This is a genomic window from Algoriphagus sp. CAU 1675 (assembly GCF_029222925.1).
GTDB lineage: Bacteria > Bacteroidota > Bacteroidia > Cytophagales > Cyclobacteriaceae > Algoriphagus.
In genome coordinates, this window is record NZ_JARHUI010000001.1 from 336,483 (window position 1) to 353,408 (window position 16,926).

A 16,926-nucleotide genomic window follows, 5' to 3' on the forward strand; every position below is an offset into this window, starting at 1 on the left:
TTCTAATACAGGATATTTTTATCCTTTATTTATGGATCAGCTGGCCAATCAAAGTATTTTGGAAATTCAGAGTCTCCACTCTCTTCCTAAGGAGTTTTTCCTAGGGCATGGAATCGACCCGGAGTCGATGGGAAATCTGACTGCGGTTGACCTCTGCGAATCCCAACACCTTAACCTGGGGAAATTTTTAAACGCACTGAAAAAAGCTTTTGCCGCTAAGCTGCCAGAGATAGCAGATTTACACACCTGTCCTTCCGACTTATTGGCCCATTATTTTGAGGTGACACAACACGCCTGGATTCGGGAAAAACGGTTTGAAATCCTCCAATCCTTTCAGGACTTCAAGAACAACCTAGTCAAGGAATCCGATGAATTCCATCAATTAGAAGACCTGTTTTCAAAAGCAAGCGAGGAACTGATTCTGTACCTTGAACGTGAGGAACTGATCATTTTCCCCTATATCAACACAATTGCACAAAACCCAGAGAAGCTGGATCTGTTTCGACAACCTCCTTTCGACCAAATAGCAGAAAAAATCCATCTCCTGATGAAAGAACATGACCGGTTGAAGGAACAATTTGACCGGATAAGTCAGCTGACTGACCACTATGCTATCTGTGAGGAATTTGGCGAGGGAGGCAAGGAATTGATGGATCAATTAAGAGAGTTTCACCTTCATCTCAGCGAACATTTAGCGCTGGAACATCGGGTTCTATTTCCAAGGGTACGGGAACCTGAGGGATTCTCAGACTCTAATACAGATGAAATTTCCCATGAAAAGTAAATTTCTACAACCACACTTTCTGCTTCCATTGGTCCTGATTGGACTTTTGACTGGAATTTCGGGAGGCTGGATCCGGTTGGGAAGCTTGCTCATCCCACTACCCTCGGCGGCCGCCAATCACGGCTTGTTAATGGTGGGAGGTTTTTTGGGCACCCTGATTTCTATTGAGCGAGCGATGGTCATGTCTCAAAAAACTTGGCTGCTTATTCCCCTGCTCACGGGATTATCCACCATCCCCTTTTTGATGGGAAATTCTGAAACAGGATTACTTTTACTGATGGCCGGTTCCTTAGGTCTCAGCGTGATCATGCACCTTCAGACTCTAAAGCATCCAAAATTCCATACTGTCTTACTCTATTTGGGCGCCGCATCTTGGTTTGTGGGGAATTTTCTAGCCTGGCAAAGCGGGCTGATCGCCGCGGGTAGCACCTGGTGGATTGGATTTCTAATGTTCACCATCGTGGGCGAGCGACTGGAACTGAGCCAGTTTTTACCCGTTCCGTCTTGGTCCAAAAATGCTTTAAAATCACTCCTGGCCTTGTTTTCTCTTGGACTCATCATCCCTTTTCATACTTGGGGCAATGAGATAATGGGACTTTCCTCCCTCCTCATTTCGGCTTGGCTGCTGGTTTTCGATATGGCAAAAGTGGCCTCCAAAAAGCCCGGGCAATTCCGATACATTGGAATCGGACTTCGGGTCGGATATGTGTGGCTAGGTCTCCATGGACTGATTTTGCTCGGAATGGAAAGCCATGCGCTCTATTATGATCTGATGCTGCACACCTTCTTTTTGGGATTCACATTTTCCATGATTTGGGCCCATGCTCCGATTATTTTCCCGACCATTTTTGGAATACGGGAGACTCCTTTCCATCCTATTCTGTGGGTTTCCTGGCTGGGATTTCAATTAAGCTTGGCAGGAAGAATTGGGATGAGCGTGGTTGGGCAGTTTGAATTTCGCAAAATCTTTGGGGTGACAAATGGATACCTCATTTTGCTTCATTTTATCCTGATGGCAGGAATAATCCTTTGGAAAATGAACCAAAGAAAAAAGTTAAGCTCTAGGGTAACCGAAGTCACGCAGAGGAACTCAAAAAACCAATCACTTTTTCATACCCGTGTCTAAAACTTGGCTATATATTGCCCTTATCCTGCTTATCTTGCTCAACGGAATGGGCTACACGCTGATTCAAGTTCACTTTTACATGGACAGGGAGCAAATCACGGCACTGTACTGTGTCAACAAAGACAAACCTGAAATGGAATGTAACGGGAAATGTGAGCTTTCCAAGCGGCTCTTTGAAGCCAAAGACCAAAACGAAAGTGAAGCCGAAATCACCTTGGAAGAACTAAACCTGACCTTTTTGACAAAAAGTAGGGAGGTAGGTTTGCTCTTTATCCCCGAGGCAAATCATCAAATCGTGCATATTCCAAGGTATCAAATGCCACATTCTTTGGATTTAGGTAAGAATTTTTTCCATCCCCCTCAGGGCTGATTTTTTCTTCAGAAAAGAATCGGGAATCTCTCGATTCAGGACAAAGTCCTTTTTGATTTCCTAAATCCATTATCATGAAAAAGCTCATTTTGCCAGCTGCAAGGATGATTTTTGCCCTTGCCCTGGTACTTCATACCCTCATTCCTGCCTTTGCTCAGGAAAAACAATCCCTCCGCATCCTCGATCAAACCACCCTTGAAGGAATCCCCGGAGTCACTTACCGCTATGGCTTCCAAAAAGGAATTTCAGACGAAAGCGGCACCATTTACCTATTGACGGATAAAGAGACCTGGCTTTACCTCAGCCATCTCAGCTATGGCAGTTGGTCACTTGATCCCTTGGAAGTAGCTCAAGCCCTTCAAAATGGAAGCATTTCTCAGAAAGAACAGCTTCACGGTCTTCAGCCTGTATCGGTGATTGCCCTGAAAATGACCGAAGAGAAAGATAAAAAAATTCTCATTTCCGATCAGGAGCGACTTCACCATGACGCCGGGGCTATTCTCGGTTTGGATCCGGTAGTCTCCGGGATTCGCAAAAGCAGCAGCTTTGCCTTTGATCCGGTCATGCGTGGATTCAAATACGATCAGCTCAATATCGTGGTCAATGGCCTCCAATCTGCCAATGCTGCCTGCCCTAACCGTATGGATCCCCCTACTTCCCAAGTGGCCCTCAATCGAATCCGAGAAGTAGAAATCCTCAAAGGTCCACATGCCTTACGCTACGGAATTGGCATAGGAGGTACGATCAACTACATTCAAGAAGCCCCTGATTTTACCTCGACTCCGGGAATCTACGGAAGGGTTTCTTCCCTGTTTGAAACCAATGGAGGTGTATGGAGAAATGATGCCCGAGTGGGTTTTCAGGGATCGAAGTATGACATCGGCGTCTTAGGGAGTTACTCGACAGGAAATGATTACCTGGATGGGGACGGAAATCCAGTCCCTGCCAATGTCAAGAGAGGAACTTTGGGAATATATGCGGATTTCCAAGCGACTTCAAAGGATTTGCTCCAAGTATCGGTCAATAGAAACTTTGCCCGGGATGTGGATTTCCCCTCTTTGGGAATGGACTTGCGCACCGATGACACCTGGATGGGAAGTCTAAAGCACACCCGGACTTTTTCCGGCAAACCTCTTGCCCAGTGGACCAACTCCGTGTATTTCACCCGAGTGGATCACCTGATGGACAATCTGCTACGCGAACCCCGCATGATGGACGCCTCCACCCCTGCCATCACCCAAAACTGGGGATTCCGAAGTGAAGGTGAATGGAAGTTCACTCAGGGAAAACTTTTTGCCGGTGTGGATTTCAAAGAGGAATCAGCCGACGGTACCCGAACCCGTACCATGACCATGGGGCCGATGAAAGGAAAAGTATTTTACGACAACCTGTGGCAGGACTCACAGATCCGAAAAACCGGACTTTTCGCTAATTACCTGATTCCTGTAGGAGGAACTGTCTTCAGTGCTTCTGGTCGATTGGAAGTGAATCAGGCGGTTGCAAATAATCCTGCTGAGGAGTTCACCCAATTACATAGCGAGGTAGAAAACTCCCAACTCAATCCCGGAATCAGCATCGGTGCACAGCGAGATTTGGGAAAAGCATTTAGCCTGGGAATCTGGGCAGCAAGCGTCCGAAGAAGCGGAAGCCTTTTGGAGCGATACATCAACTACCTAGCGGTAGGAATGGATCCTTGGGAACTGGTAGGCGACCCTCAGATCAAACCTGAAACCAACAATGAACTGGATGTGGTCTTAGGCTATGGCCGGGAAAAAATATCCCTCGAACTCACACTTTTCGGTTCGTACATGACGGACTACATCTCCTCGGTCAAAACCGACTTGAAGCCCCGATTGGCCACCAGCCCCGGAGTACGTCAATACGTGAATGTGGATGAAGCTATGAAGACCGGATTCGAACTCAATTTTAAGCAACAAATCAGCGGCAGTTTCAGTCATTCGCTCGGTGTGGCCTATACCTATGGAAAAGACCTGGTTTTGGCCGCTCCACTTCCTGAGATTGCTCCTTTGGATCTTCGATATGGGGTAAGAGGTCATTTCTTGGATAGAAAGCTTCAGGCAGGACTTAACCTGAGGCATGTATTAGCACAAGAGCGAGTTTCGGAGGCCTTTGGGGAAGGAACCACTCCCGGTTTTACCTTGCTTGACCTGGATGCCAGCTATCCGATCAGAAAGATGCTCCTGATCAAGGGGGGAATCCAAAACCTTTTGGATGAAACTTACTATGAGCACTTGAGTCGCCCAATTGGAGCAAAAAGAACACCGATGTATGCACCGGGAAGGAATTACTTTCTGATGGTGAGTTTTAAATTTTAAAAGAAAAACAAATTTCCAAAAGACGGCTCCAAATGAAGCCGTCCTTTGTTTTTAAAAGTGATCAAAATCAGTTTTTTATTTAAAGGACTCTTTTGTCTTTTTTTAATTTGCGAATTACTTTTATCAAATAATGACGAGTTCAAGAATTAAAATGTAGCCTGAAGTCAGGTAGTCCCTAAATCCAAAAACCATGAAAAAGTTGTTTTATCTCCCTAGCTTACTCTTGGCTCTGGTTCTCTTCTCATGTGGAGGACATTCTCAAAAAGGTGCGTTCACGACGAGTGGAGCTGCACCAGGTCCCGGTCAATCGGCTGTTCAGGATGCTGATTCCAATCCAAACATAGTGCAGGTAGCTGTAGGTTCTCCCGATCACAGTACTTTAGTGACCGCCTTAAAAGCTGCGAATTATGTCGATGCACTAACAAATGTTGGCCCGTTTACGGTGTTTGCGCCAACCAACACCGCCTTTGATGCCCTTGCATCAGGCACCTTGGACGAACTCGTCAAGCCAGAAAATCAGCGAAAACTTCGGGATATTCTTGAATACCACGTGCTCTTAGGTGTGTATAAGACCGGAGACTTTGTGAATGGAAGAGGTCTAGGAACTGCCGATGGACGATCAATAGCTGTAATGGTAACTGAAGACGGAACGGTGACTATAAATGGTGCGAAAATCGTCGGAACAGTGCAAGCTTCCAATGGCATCATTCATGTCGTAGATCAAGTATTACTACCAGAATAGATTGATTATCAAAAATTTTTATGATTTTCTAAATTCAAGTCGGAGACCATTGATCTCCGACTTTTTCCATTTCCGAGAATAAGAAACTATATTTCGGATAAATAAGTCTGTTATGTTTTCTCAGGCCGCAAAATATGCTATAAAGTCCATCATTTACATCTGGACACAAAGTCTCGAAGACCGAAAAGTAGGAGTTAAGGAAATTGCCTCTAATATCGGCGCTCCGGAAGCCTTTACTGCTAAAATCCTCCAAAATCTTTCCAAGGCAAACTTTATCGGATCAGTTAAAGGCCCAAATGGAGGCTTTTACTCAGATGAATCTCATGCTAAGGTAACTCTTAAAGATGTCATCAAACTGATAGATGGAGATCACCTATTTTCTGGATGTTCCTTAGGACTTCCAAAATGTTCAGAAAAAAATCCTTGTCCTCTTCATTTTGAAGTGGTTAAAGTTCGGAAGGAAATTGACATCATGCTTACCTCAAAAAGCCTAAAACATCTGGCGGTGGAAGTAATAAAAGGTTTAACGCAATTGAATCAAATTTAATTTGTCTATCTTCTTCATAGACTACTCCTGAATTACATTTAGATTTTTACAGAAACTCTGAATAGTAATGTCAATTCTTCAATAAAACCAATTCTTCTTCCAGCCCAGATCCTGGGAAGCATAGATACTGGATTTTCCGCTGGCTACATAGGCTATCAAACAGGCAAGTCCAAGATAGATTCCAGCTTCCCAGCCAAAGAGTTCCATTCCCATTACCGTACAGGCCAAGGGAGTATTGGTGGCCCCGGAAAATACCCCGACAAAACCCATTCCGGCCAATAAGGCCAAAGGCAGGGGAATCCAAGTTGCCAAGGCATTGCCCAAAGTCGCCCCCGTAAAGAACAGCGGGGTTACTTCTCCACCCTTGAATCCCGCTCCAAGGGTGAATCCGGTCAGGCCGGTTTTCGCCAGCCAGTCATACCAAGGGAGAGGCTGTTCAAAGGCTTCCAAAATCCTCGGAACTCCCAAACCTATATAGGTGGTATTGTCCGAAATCCAGACAAAGAGGGCAATAAATAGTCCGCCTATGACCGGACGCAGAGGAGGCCAGGCGATGAGCTTGGAAAAAAATCTGGAAAAAAAATGGTTGGTTTCTGCGAATAATTTTCCTGAAAGACCAAAGGCTATTCCCGCAGGAATGATCCATATCAGATTGAGTAAAGTATGTGGAGGGATTTCCGTGACTGAATAATGGGTATGCCCTACTCCCCAGGCATAAGCACAGACCCAATGTGCTACAAAAGCGGTCCAGAATGCAGGAAATAGGGTTTTCCATTTGAAATTCCGCTGATGCATCCATTCCAGTGAAAAAAGTGCCCCGGCCAAAGGGGTGCCGAAAACTGAGGCAAATCCCCCAGCCACGCCTGCTATCAGGATTAATCTTCTTTCAGAAGGGTTCAATTTTAGCCATTGTGTGGCCTGATCTGCAAGAGATCCACCCATTTGTACAGCCGTGCCTTCCCTTCCTGCTGATCCTCCGAATAAATGGGTGAAAACCGTCCCCAGAAGCACCAGGGGCGTCATTCTGAGCGGAATAGGCTTTTTGTAGTGGTAGAGTTCGTCGAGTAGTAAATTGTTTCCTTTGATGGAGTTTTGGCCCATTTTATAGTAACTCCAACCAATCAAAAAACCTGCTGCAGGTAGTAAGGCAATGATCCAGAGGTTGGATTCCCGGTAATCGGTTACCCAATCCAGGGATAGAAGAAAAACGGCGGATGCACTGCCCGAAAGGACCCCAACCAGAAGGCCCAAGCTAAGCCAAAGGAATATGTATTTTAGAAAAGGAGGCAGGTTCAAAACGTCTGGAAAATTCAATTTTGGCAAATTAGGAATAGAAATTGAATTTTGGTTTGGGAAATTAGGTGCAGATTCTGGGTTTAGGTCCCAACTAAATTTGCCAAAATTGGTTATCAACACAAATATCACCCATGAAAAATATACTCATCACCGGAGGGTCTGGCATGATCGGCCAAAAAGCCACAGGGGTTCTGGAGGCCAATGGCTATGAAGTGGCTTGGCTAAGCCGCAGTCCTCAGTCCCAAAAGACTTTCCTTTGGGATATCCACAAACAGGAAATAGATCCAGAAGCCATGGAATGGGCTGATGCAGTCATTCACTTAGCCGGAACCGGGGTTGCAGAAAAAAGATGGACGGCACAGAGAAAGAAGGAAATATTGGAATCCAGAACACAGAGTACGGCTTTGTTGATGAAGGGAATTGAAAGAGCGAGTAACAGACCCAGTACCTTTATTTCAGCCTCTGCGATAGGTTTTTATGGATTGGATACCGGCACAGCCCTGATGGAAGAGAGCTCCAAAGCTGGTGAAGATTTTTTGGCCCAGGTAGTGGTAGCCTGGGAAAATGAAGTGAAAAAAATAGAGGCACTTCATTTGAGAACCGTCATGTTTCGAATCGGAATTGTATTGGACACGGAAGGGGGAGCATTGGTGGAAATGCTCAAGCCACCGGTAGCAGCACCTCTTGGTTCGGGTGACCAATGGATGAGTTGGATCCACAGGGATGATTTGGTTCGAATGTTTGTTTTTGCCTTGGAAAAAACCACGCTTCAGGGAGTCTATAATGCCGTTGCACCCAATCCCGTGACCAATCAAAAACTCACTCAGTTAGCTGCGAAAGAGAAAGGGAAACCGTATCTGGGGATAGGTGTACCCGGATTTGCCCTGAAATTGGTTTTGGGAGAAATGGCGGAAATGGTCCTTGGGGGAAGTAGAGTGTCTTGCAGCAAAATCCAAAAGGCAGGCTTTGAGTTCGAATTTCCCCAATTACAAGCCGCCCTGAAGGATTTGTTTCGTCATTGAATTCTTTTGCCCCTGCCCACCAAAAACCATAATATCGTCCCCAGTACCGGCAGGAAGATGACGATCAGTATCCAGATGATTTTATCGGTTTCGTTGAAAAATCTGCTGGTTACCACCTCGTAGATGGTATAGGCATAGATGGCAAGTCCGAGTATTCCTAGTCCAAACATAGCTTACTTAAGGGTTGTTTTTGTACTTTTTCCTATTGCCAGATAGACCAATGCGCCTATGACTTGGGCAAACAGAATGATGATGATCCAAATCAGTTTCATGTTGGGATCTTTGAAGTTGGACCTGAGAATGTCAACCAGGCAATACACCCAAAGCACTGTGTAGAGAAGGCCGAAAATCAAAAATGGACCACCACCTATGTTCTGAATAAAAAGAATGTTCATGGACTTTTAGTTTCTTTTTGAAAATTGAGGGTCAAACTTTCTTTTGCTTTTGCTTCGCCTCCCCATACTTAGATAAAGGAAAGTCCCAATCACAGGAGCAAACAATATGATCAGTAACCACATCAGTTTTTCGTGGGCATGACGGAATTCCGAGCGGACCAAGTCCACCAAGGCATAAATCCAAAAACCTATGTAGATCAGTCCGAAAAGTTGCCAAAAAATCAATCCGCTACTAGGACTAATTAAATCCATATCAATTCTTCAATTATTTTTACCACTGTTCTAAAATAGCTTTTTTTAAGAAATATAAGTAAGAATTTAGTCGAAAGTTTAACCATCAATCTTTATGAAGAAAAGTGTTCTTGTACTGCTCATGTCCCTGTTTGCAAGTTTTGCATTCGCACAGGTGGATTTGAGTTACTATCTGCCGGAAGGCTATACTTATAATCCGGCTGTCCCTACACCCAAGCAGGTTTTGGGTTATGAGGTGGGTGAATGGCATGTGACTCACGATCAATTGGTCATGTACATGAAGGCTGTGGCAGCAGCCTCTGATCGGGTAAAATTTGAAGAAACTGGACGGTCTTATGAAAAACGTCCACAGACACTTTTGACAATTTCCTCTCCGGCTAATCTTGCCAAACTGGACCAAATTAAAGCCGAAAGGGCAAAGCTTCGGGATCCCAATGCTTCGGTGAACATTGCCTCCATGCCTGTAGTGATGTTTATGGGCTATTCCGTTCACGGAAATGAACCTAGTGGAGCCAACGCTTCTCTATTAGCTGCATATCATTTTGCAGCTGCAAATGAAATTGAAGCTGATCTGGAAAACATGGTCTTGCTTTTGGATCCGGCCATTAACCCTGATGGATTAAACCGCTTTGCTTCTTGGGTGAATTCCCACAAGGCGTATAACCTCAATGGTGACCCGAATGGAAGAGAATACAATGAGGCTTGGCCTAGAGGCCGTACCAACCACTATTGGTTTGACCTCAACCGTGACTGGTTGCCGGTACAGCATCCTGAATCCAGAAATCGGGTACGGGTTTTCCAGAGCTGGTTGCCTAATGTGCATTTGGACTTTCATGAGATGGGAACCAACAGTACATTTTTCTTTCAACCGGGGGTTCCAGCAAGAATGCACCCTTTGACTCCTACCAAAAACTTTGAGTTGACCGAAAAAATCGGGCGCTACCATGCCAAGGCTTTGGATAAGATCGGTTCGCTTTACTTCAATCAAGAAAATTACGATGACTTCTACTATGGAAAAGGCTCTACCTATCCGGACGTACAGGGTTCTATTGGAATTTTGTTTGAACAGGCGAGTTCAAGAGGACATTTGCAGGAATCTGCCAATGGAATGCTGAGCTTCCCATTTACGATTAGAAATCAATTCACTGCCAACCTTTCTTCCTATCAAGCTGCCAAGGAAATGAGGCAGGAATTGAACCAGTGGATGAAGGACTTCTACAAGGAAATCAAAACTGAAACGGACGCAGATGTCAACAAAGCCTATATCTTCGGGAGCACTGAGGATGATGCCAGAAGCTTTCACCTGGCTGATCTGATTTTGCAGCATGACATCAAAGTTTTTAGCCTGAAGGAAGACATTACTGTCAACGGTCGTCAGTTTAAAAAGGAAAATTCTTACATCGTGCCGGCTGACCAGCCTCAGTATAGATTGATCAAGGCCATGTTTGAAACCCGTACCAGCTTTGCGGATTCTCTTTTCTATGACATTTCTGCCTGGACTTATCCTATGGCTTTTAACTTGGATTACATGGCTCTGAATAGCCGAATCCTGAACCTCGCTAGCGTGGAGCAAATCAACAAGAGCAACTTTGCCCTTGCCCCGGGAAAAGTTGTGGGTAATGCGGGAGCCTACCAATATGCAATGGAATGGACAGATTATTATGCTCCAAAGGCCGCCTATCAGCTCCTAAAGGCTGGATTCCTTGTGAGGGTTGCCAATGAAGAGTTTAGCACTCCGGAAGGGAAGAAATTTACAAGAGGGACTATTTTGATAGATGAAGGAGAATCTGGTTTGGACCCTCAGGCATTTTATCAGAAACTTCAGGAAATCGCCCGTTTTGCCCATGTGGATATCCATGCCATCAGCACCGGATACACTTCCGGGATCAATATGGGATCTACTTTTATCTCTCCATTGAAAAAGCCAGAAATCGCCCTATTGGTAGATGGTGGAATGGACAGTTATGAAGCCGGTGAAATCTGGCATTTGCTGGATCAACGCTACCAGATGCCTGTGACCCTATTGCCTGTAGATCGGGTGAGCAGTTCGGTAATTGACCGGTACAATGTGATATTAATGCCTGATGGCTATTACAATTCCTTGGGGAAACCGGCTGCAGATGCTTTGAAGACCTGGATTTCCGAGGGGAATACTTTAGTGGCTAAAGGGGGTGCGCTGAGATGGTTGAGACAGAATGAGATAGGAAATATCCAGTTCAGAACTTTGGAAAACCAAGACAGCAAACTTCAGAGAAACTATGCGGATTATGAAAATGCAACAGGGGCAAAAGTGACCGGAGGAGCGATTTTCAATGCCCGTTTGGACATCACTCATCCAATTGGCTATGGGTATATGAATCCGGATATCCACACCTTCCGAAATGACAATCTCTTCTTGGAGCCTTCCAAAAATCCATATGCCAATCCTTTGGTGTATACGGAAAGTCCTCTTGCTTCCGGTTATCTCCACCCAAGCAACCTTCCGGGTATTCAAAACGGATCCGTTATTCAGGTTTCCGGGGTAGGAAGAGGAAGAATTGTTGGTTTTGCAGATAATATGAATTTTAGGGCATTCTGGTTTGGAACTAACAAGCTCTACATGAATGCGATTTTCTTTGGTCAGGTGATCAACAGCGGTACCAGCCGCTAAGTACTTTTCAAAATCCCGGGCAATAGTGTCCGGGATTTTGATTTATATGCCGTTCATAAAATTTTATAACCCTTTTTTCTCGCAAATCAGTTTAACTGAGCATGAAAACATTGACAAGAACCCTGTTTTGTTCTGCATTTGCAGTTTTTTTGATTTCTGGGCTTTCTGCCCAGGAGATGAGTTTTGAAAATTATAACCCGCCTTCTACTCTCAAGGTAGAAGAGAATCCTGTCACCCGGGCAAAATTCCCATTTGTTGACATCCACAGTCATCAGGGAGGAATCAATAAGGAAAAGATTGGTCAATTAGTTTCCGAAATGGACGAGCTCAATATGGGTGTTTTGGTCAATCTAAGTGGTAGAGGTTTTGGTAGGGGAGACAGCAATTCCCAGCAGGAGTATATCAAATCCATGATCTCTGAGTTTAATACTCATGCTCCGGGAAGGTTTATGGTTTTCACCAATTTGAATTTTGCAGGATTTGGTGATGAAAACTGGACAAGAATAGCTGTCAAGGAGTTAGAAGAAGATGTGGCAGCAGGTGCCAGTGGCTTGAAGATTTACAAGAGTCTGGGTCTGAATGTGAAAGATATCCATGGCAACCGGGTTCCGGTAGACCATCCTGATTTGGATCCGGTTTGGGCAAAGGCCGGGGAACTGGGAATCCCTGTAATTATCCATTCAGCCGATCCTGCCCAGTTTTGGCAGCCTATGGACGAGCACAATGAGCGTTGGTTGGAATTAAAAACACATCCTAGCCGACAGCGGTCTGCCACTGATCCGGCACCATTTGAGCAGATCATTGCAGAGCAGCACCATGTTTTTGAAAAACATCCCAACACTACCTTCATCAATGCCCATATGGGTTGGATGGCCAATGATTTGGACAAAGCTTCCGCTCATTTGGACAGGTACCCAAATGTCTATTTTGGAATTGGCGCGGTCATCGCGGAGTTTGGAAGACAGCCACGTCGGGCCCGGGAATTCTTTATGAAATATCAGGACCGGGTGCTGTTTGGAAAGGATGCCTACAATAAAGAGGAGTTTTACACTTATTTCCGCGTATTGGAAACCGAAGACGAGTATTTCCCTTATTACAAAAAATACCATGCTTTTTGGAGCATGTATGGATTGGGTTTACCGGATGAGGTATTGAAAAAGCTGTATTACAAAAATGCCTTGAGCATAGTGCCGGGTATGGACGCGTCAATTTTTCCGGAGTAGGCTTTTCTGAAAATCAGACCATAAAAAAAGCGAGACTTACTCAGTCTCGCTTTTTATTTTAAGTTCTATTTCCTCTCCAGATTCATCTAAGAATCTGTATTCCGTCACCGGCAGGGAAGAATCTTTGATCAGTTTAATCCACTTGTAATACTTGAAAAACCACTTTAACCTTCGGCTGATAAAGCCTGTGGTAAAGTAGGCATGCAGATAGGGATGCAGCCCGATTTGGATTTTGTTCACGTTTTGGATAGTGACAATGTGCTCCAGATCTTTTTCTAATTTGTCTGCTACCAGGATAGAAGCCTGGATTTTACCTGTACCGTTGCAGGCTGGGCAGGTCTCTTTGGTTACGATATTTACCTCCGGTCTTACCCTTTGTCTTGTGATTTGCATGAGTCCAAATTTACTCAGAGGCAAAACGGTGTGTTTCGATCTGTCAGACTTGAGTTCTTCTTTCATCGCTTCGTAAATGAACTTTTTGTTTTCGGCCCGTTTCATGTCGATAAAATCGACTACGATGATTCCTCCCATATCCCGGAGGCGAAGTTGTCTGGCGATTTCTTTGGCAGCGACCAGGTTGGTTTTTAATGCTGTAGATTCTTGGTCACTCTCCTGATTGGACTTGTTGCCGCTGTTCACGTCAATGACATGAAGGGCTTCGGTATGCTCGATGATCACATAGCCACCCTGAGGGAGGCTGACCGTCTGTCCAAACAGGCTTTTGATCTGTTTTTCTATTCCAAAACTTTCAAAGAGCTTGGCTTTACCGTTGTAAAGCTTTACAATTTTTTCTTTTTCAGGGGCTATTGACCTGATGTAGGATCTGATCTGATCGTAGGTGGATTCTTCTTCTACGGTGATTGCGTCGAAGGATTCATTGAGTAGGTCTCTTACCAGTGAAGAAGCCATACTCATCTCTCCAATAATTTTGTCGCGGCTTTTGGCCTTCAGCAATTTTTTCATGCCTTCTTCCCAGGTAGTGAGAAGATTTCTAAGGTCTTTGTCCAAATCACTTACGGACTGACCTTCGGCTACTGTTCGGATGATTACACCGAAGTTGGCTGGCTTGATAGAATTGATGAGTCTCAAAAGTCTTTTTCGCTCGTCACTGCTGCGGATTTTTTTGGATACGTTGACCGAATCCGAAAAAGGCACCAGTACGAGGTAGCGACCGGGAAGAGAGAGCTCACAGGATAATCGTGGGCCTTTGGTTGATATTGGCTCTTTGACAACCTGAACCAGCACTTGCTGGTTTTTCGACAGGATATTGGAGATTTTTCCAATTTTGTCGATTTCAGGTTCGTTGTCAAAGCCTTTCAGGTTGTAATTGCTGTAGTTGTTGTTGCGAACCAGTTTGGTAAACTTAGTAAGGCTGGTGAAATTTGGTCCTAGGTCTTGGTAATGCAAAAAGGCATCCTTTTCGTAGCCTACATCAATAAAGGCTGCATTCAGCCCATTGACTATTTTGCGTACCGTTCCCAGGTAAATATCCCCAACCTTAAACTGGTTATCCATTCCTTCGGAATGCAACTCCACCAAGCTTTTGTCCTGAAGCAGGGCTATACGACTCCCGTTTTGAGCAGAATCAATTAACAATTCCGTACTCAAAATCTCGTCTTAATATGTAAATGAACGTGTGGGTATAAAACGGGAATAAGAAGAAGTATATTACTTCTTCTTATGTCTGTTTTTTCTAAGTCTTTTCTTACGCTTGTGCGTAGAGATCTTATGTCTTTTTCTTTTCTTACCGCAAGGCATAGTCTTTTAATTTATAGTGATACAATTATTTATAGCCTGTCGAGATAGCTTTGCACACTTTCCAGAATCATGGGATCCTGGGTTAGTGTCTTGACAATCTCAAACTGAGCTTTCGCTTTGTTTTTTTCCTTGGCTTCAAAATAGCTTACCCCCAGATAAAACTGCCCTTGTAGATTTTCAGGATGATACTTGATCAACTCCTCAAATCTCTCGGAAGCCCTTTTATACTGGCCGGATTGCATAGATAGGATTCCCATGTTGAACAGCGCATCTTCGTTTTGGGGATCCTGCTCCAGAATTTCTCTGAGCATGGTGATACCCTGCATAGGATTTGCCGAGGACACATAGGTCATCGCTACTTTTGATTTCAAGTCCAGACGTGCCGGATCGTTTTCCAGCACTTGGGTTAAATAGGAACGGGTTTGTTCTGCCAAATAAGCCATTTTTTCCTGATCCAATGCGAAGGTGAATGCCTCGTAATATGCATTACCGGCTTTTTCCATCAGTTGCAAGTCTTGGCTTTGGTCAGCTGCTAGGCCCATATAATAGGCCGCGCTGTCAAATTTACCCTTTTCCTGGTAGAGAACAGCCAACTCATCGCTGAGTTCCGGTAATTCTTCCGGATTTTCACTGATTCTCTGTTTTAATTCTCCAAGAGTTTCCTCTTTTTCAGGAGAAAGCTCATTCTCATGCATGGCTACAGGATCAGAAGAGGTAGTTCCGGTTGTGGCTTGTGCCGCCGTTTCTGCCTGTCCTTCATTATCTACCACCACTTTTGGAAGAGCATACAGTCCCAGAATGGCAAGAACCCCTACAATGATGAGAATGAGCTGTGATTTTTTCATGTCAAAGAGCGCTCAAGACTTAGTCTTGGGGAGCCAATTCCTTGATTTTTTTACTGTTTTTAATTTTCTCGACAAACACTTTGGATGGTTTGAAGGCCGGGATGAAGTGCTCGTCGATTACAATTGCTGTATTTTTGGAAATATTTCTGGCAATTTTCTTAGCTCTCTTCTTGTTGATAAAGCTGCCAAAACCTCTCACGTAGATGTTTTCTCCTTCAGCCATGGAGTCTTTTACTACCTTGAAGAACGCTTCGATAGTTTGTGTAACATCATCCTTCTGGATTCCGGTTTTGTCCGAAATCTTGGTGATTACTTCTGCTTTTGTCACTGTGAATTTAATTTAGAAATTACGAAATAAGCTTAACAACCTATTAACCAAGTGTTTTTGGGACTGCAAATGTACGAGAAGCAACGCAATTACAAAACAATTACGAAAAATTTCCCCAGATTTAGCATAAAGAAATTTATCCCCAATGCATTTAAAAAATACTGATAATCAGACATTTTCACACTATATTTTAGGCTGGTATAAGGCAAATCCGAGAGAATTACCTTGGAGAGGAATCAGTGATCCCTATAAAATTTGGCTCTCGGAAATCATATTGCAGCAAACCAGAGTAGCCCAAGGTTTACCTTATTATTATGCCTTTTCGGAGGCCTACCCCAGCGTCAGGGATCTGGCTGAAGCCCCGGAAGAAGAAGTTCTCCGTCTTTGGCAAGGACTCGGCTACTACAGTCGGGCTCGAAATCTCCATTCCTGTGCCAAAACAATTTGGTTTGACTTGGGAGGAGAATTCCCGAAAACCTATGAAAAGCTGCTTACTTTAAAAGGGGTGGGATCCTATACGGCAGCGGCCATTGCCAGTTTTGCCTTTGGAGAAAAAAGGGCCGTTGTCGACGGAAATGTGTTTCGTGTTTTGGCCCGTTACTTTGGAATTGAAACCGATATCGGCAGCGGAAAGGGAAAGAGAGAATTTGAGGAATTAGCAAATACTTTGATTCCAGAGGAGGAACCCGGGGAATACAATCAGGCAATCATGGATTTTGGGGCTCGACTGTGTGTTCCCGTCAACCCGGACTGCAGTTCCTGTCCTCTTCAAGGTACCTGCTTTGCCTATAATAAAGACCTGGTCAAGGCCCTTCCCGTCAAAATCAACAAGGTAAAAGTAAAGGAGCGTAGCTTTCACTATTATGTCATCCGTTGTGGACAGAAGTGGGTGTGGAGAAAAAGAAGTGGAGGAGACATCTGGGAGGGCTTGTTTGATTTTCCGCACACCGAAACTTCGGGAGGAAATTCTGAGATGGAGCTGCCATTTGAAAAGACTGCTCTTAAAACTTTTCCCAAAAATTACCGACATCTGTTGTCGCATCAGCGATTGAATGCGGTTTTTTCGGAAATGGAAATTCCGGAGGAGAATCTTGGAAAACTTGAAAACTGGTGCGAAAACAAGGGATATATGTTACTAGAGGAGGAAAAAATTGAGTACCTGGCCAAGCCAAAGTTGATTGTTAATTTTTTGAACGATCAGGGCTTTTAACTACCTTCATCAAGTGAAAGCTTTTCACCTTATATTTAGTGA

At 44.4% G+C, this 16,926-nt stretch carries 17 protein-coding genes; 10 read left to right on the forward strand and 7 right to left on the reverse strand.

The genetic code is table 11. The features are described from left to right. The first annotated feature begins 31 nt into the window (after positions 1–31). The 6 genes from P2G54_RS01495 to P2G54_RS01520 all read left to right on the forward strand — a co-directional run bounded on the left by P2G54_RS01495 (position 32) and on the right by P2G54_RS01520 (position 5,905). Positions 32–784, forward strand: coding sequence for a hemerythrin domain-containing protein (locus P2G54_RS01495; protein WP_275867491.1), 753 nt, complete (start codon positions 32–34; stop codon positions 782–784). Next, positions 774–1,910: a hypothetical protein gene (locus P2G54_RS01500; RefSeq protein ID WP_275867494.1), complete on the forward strand. Its 1,137-nt coding sequence runs from the start codon at positions 774–776 to the stop codon at positions 1,908–1,910. Before P2G54_RS01495 ends, P2G54_RS01500 begins: the two co-directional genes overlap by 11 nt. Beyond that, the gene (locus tag P2G54_RS01505; RefSeq protein WP_275867496.1) at positions 1,903–2,280 is read left to right on the forward strand and encodes a hypothetical protein; all 378 of its coding nucleotides are present in this window, start codon (positions 1,903–1,905) and stop codon (positions 2,278–2,280) included. Before P2G54_RS01500 ends, P2G54_RS01505 begins: the two co-directional genes overlap by 8 nt. Before the next feature lie 74 nt (positions 2,281–2,354). Continuing rightward, positions 2,355–4,616 (forward strand): TonB-dependent receptor, encoded by a 2,262-nt coding sequence (locus tag P2G54_RS01510; RefSeq protein WP_275867498.1) that lies wholly within the window; start codon positions 2,355–2,357, stop codon positions 4,614–4,616. Positions 4,617–4,806: 190 nt separating this feature from the next. Then, the gene (locus P2G54_RS01515; protein ID WP_275867500.1) at positions 4,807–5,358 is read left to right on the forward strand and encodes a fasciclin domain-containing protein; all 552 of its coding nucleotides are present in this window, start codon (positions 4,807–4,809) and stop codon (positions 5,356–5,358) included. Between the two features lie 112 nt (positions 5,359–5,470). After that, positions 5,471–5,905 (forward strand): Rrf2 family transcriptional regulator, encoded by a 435-nt coding sequence (locus P2G54_RS01520; protein ID WP_275867502.1) that lies wholly within the window; start codon positions 5,471–5,473, stop codon positions 5,903–5,905. Between the two features lie 78 nt (positions 5,906–5,983). Here the strand turns inward: P2G54_RS01520 and P2G54_RS01525 are convergent, their stop codons facing one another. Continuing rightward, positions 5,984–7,219, reverse strand: coding sequence for a voltage-gated chloride channel family protein (locus tag P2G54_RS01525; RefSeq protein ID WP_275867504.1), 1,236 nt, complete (start codon positions 7,217–7,219; stop codon positions 5,984–5,986). A gap of 113 nt (positions 7,220–7,332) precedes the next feature. Here P2G54_RS01525 and P2G54_RS01530 point away from each other — a divergent pair, with 113 nt between their 5' ends. Continuing rightward, positions 7,333–8,223, forward strand: a complete 891-nt coding sequence (locus P2G54_RS01530; RefSeq protein WP_275867506.1) for a TIGR01777 family oxidoreductase — start codon at positions 7,333–7,335, stop codon at positions 8,221–8,223. On the opposite strand, the gene P2G54_RS01535 is transcribed toward P2G54_RS01530, so the two are convergent. Genes P2G54_RS01535 through P2G54_RS01545 form a run of 3 tightly spaced genes read right to left on the reverse strand, consistent with a single transcriptional unit; the run spans position 8,217 to position 8,870 of the window. Beyond that, positions 8,217–8,393: a PLDc N-terminal domain-containing protein gene (locus tag P2G54_RS01535; protein ID WP_275867508.1), complete on the reverse strand. Its 177-nt coding sequence runs from the start codon at positions 8,391–8,393 to the stop codon at positions 8,217–8,219. The two genes, P2G54_RS01530 and P2G54_RS01535, sit on opposite strands and share 7 nt — an antisense overlap. Positions 8,394–8,396: 3 nt before the next feature. Further along, positions 8,397–8,618 carry a PLD nuclease N-terminal domain-containing protein gene (locus tag P2G54_RS01540; protein ID WP_275867510.1) on the reverse strand — a complete coding sequence of 74 codons (222 nt, stop codon included), beginning with the start codon at positions 8,616–8,618 and terminating at the stop codon, positions 8,397–8,399. A 6-nt stretch (positions 8,619–8,624) separates the two neighbouring features. Continuing rightward, positions 8,625–8,870, reverse strand: a complete 246-nt coding sequence (locus P2G54_RS01545; RefSeq protein WP_275867512.1) for a PLD nuclease N-terminal domain-containing protein — start codon at positions 8,868–8,870, stop codon at positions 8,625–8,627. Between the two features lie 94 nt (positions 8,871–8,964). Here P2G54_RS01545 and P2G54_RS01550 point away from each other — a divergent pair, with 94 nt between their 5' ends. Next, positions 8,965–11,520 (forward strand): M14 family metallopeptidase, encoded by a 2,556-nt coding sequence (locus tag P2G54_RS01550; protein ID WP_275867514.1) that lies wholly within the window; start codon positions 8,965–8,967, stop codon positions 11,518–11,520. Between the two features lie 101 nt (positions 11,521–11,621). Next, the gene (locus tag P2G54_RS01555) at positions 11,622–12,743 is read left to right on the forward strand and encodes an amidohydrolase family protein (RefSeq protein WP_275867516.1); all 1,122 of its coding nucleotides are present in this window, start codon (positions 11,622–11,624) and stop codon (positions 12,741–12,743) included. A 36-nt stretch (positions 12,744–12,779) separates the two neighbouring features. On the opposite strand, the gene P2G54_RS01560 is transcribed toward P2G54_RS01555, so the two are convergent. The 3 genes from P2G54_RS01560 to P2G54_RS01570 form a co-directional block, all read right to left on the reverse strand. After that, positions 12,780–14,351 (reverse strand): Rne/Rng family ribonuclease, encoded by a 1,572-nt coding sequence (locus P2G54_RS01560; RefSeq protein ID WP_275867518.1) that lies wholly within the window; start codon positions 14,349–14,351, stop codon positions 12,780–12,782. Positions 14,352–14,530: 179 nt separating this feature from the next. Then, complete coding sequence (locus P2G54_RS01565) at positions 14,531–15,346, reverse strand: tetratricopeptide repeat protein (protein WP_275867520.1); 816 nt, start codon at positions 15,344–15,346, stop codon at positions 14,531–14,533. A gap of 19 nt (positions 15,347–15,365) precedes the next feature. Further along, on the reverse strand, positions 15,366–15,674 hold the full coding sequence (locus tag P2G54_RS01570) for an HU family DNA-binding protein (RefSeq protein ID WP_275867522.1): 309 nt from the start codon (positions 15,672–15,674) through the stop codon (positions 15,366–15,368). A 145-nt stretch (positions 15,675–15,819) separates the two neighbouring features. Here P2G54_RS01570 and mutY point away from each other — a divergent pair, with 145 nt between their 5' ends. Then, positions 15,820–16,884: an A/G-specific adenine glycosylase gene (gene mutY / locus P2G54_RS01575; RefSeq protein WP_275867524.1), complete on the forward strand. Its 1,065-nt coding sequence runs from the start codon at positions 15,820–15,822 to the stop codon at positions 16,882–16,884. Positions 16,885–16,926 lie beyond the last annotated feature (42 nt).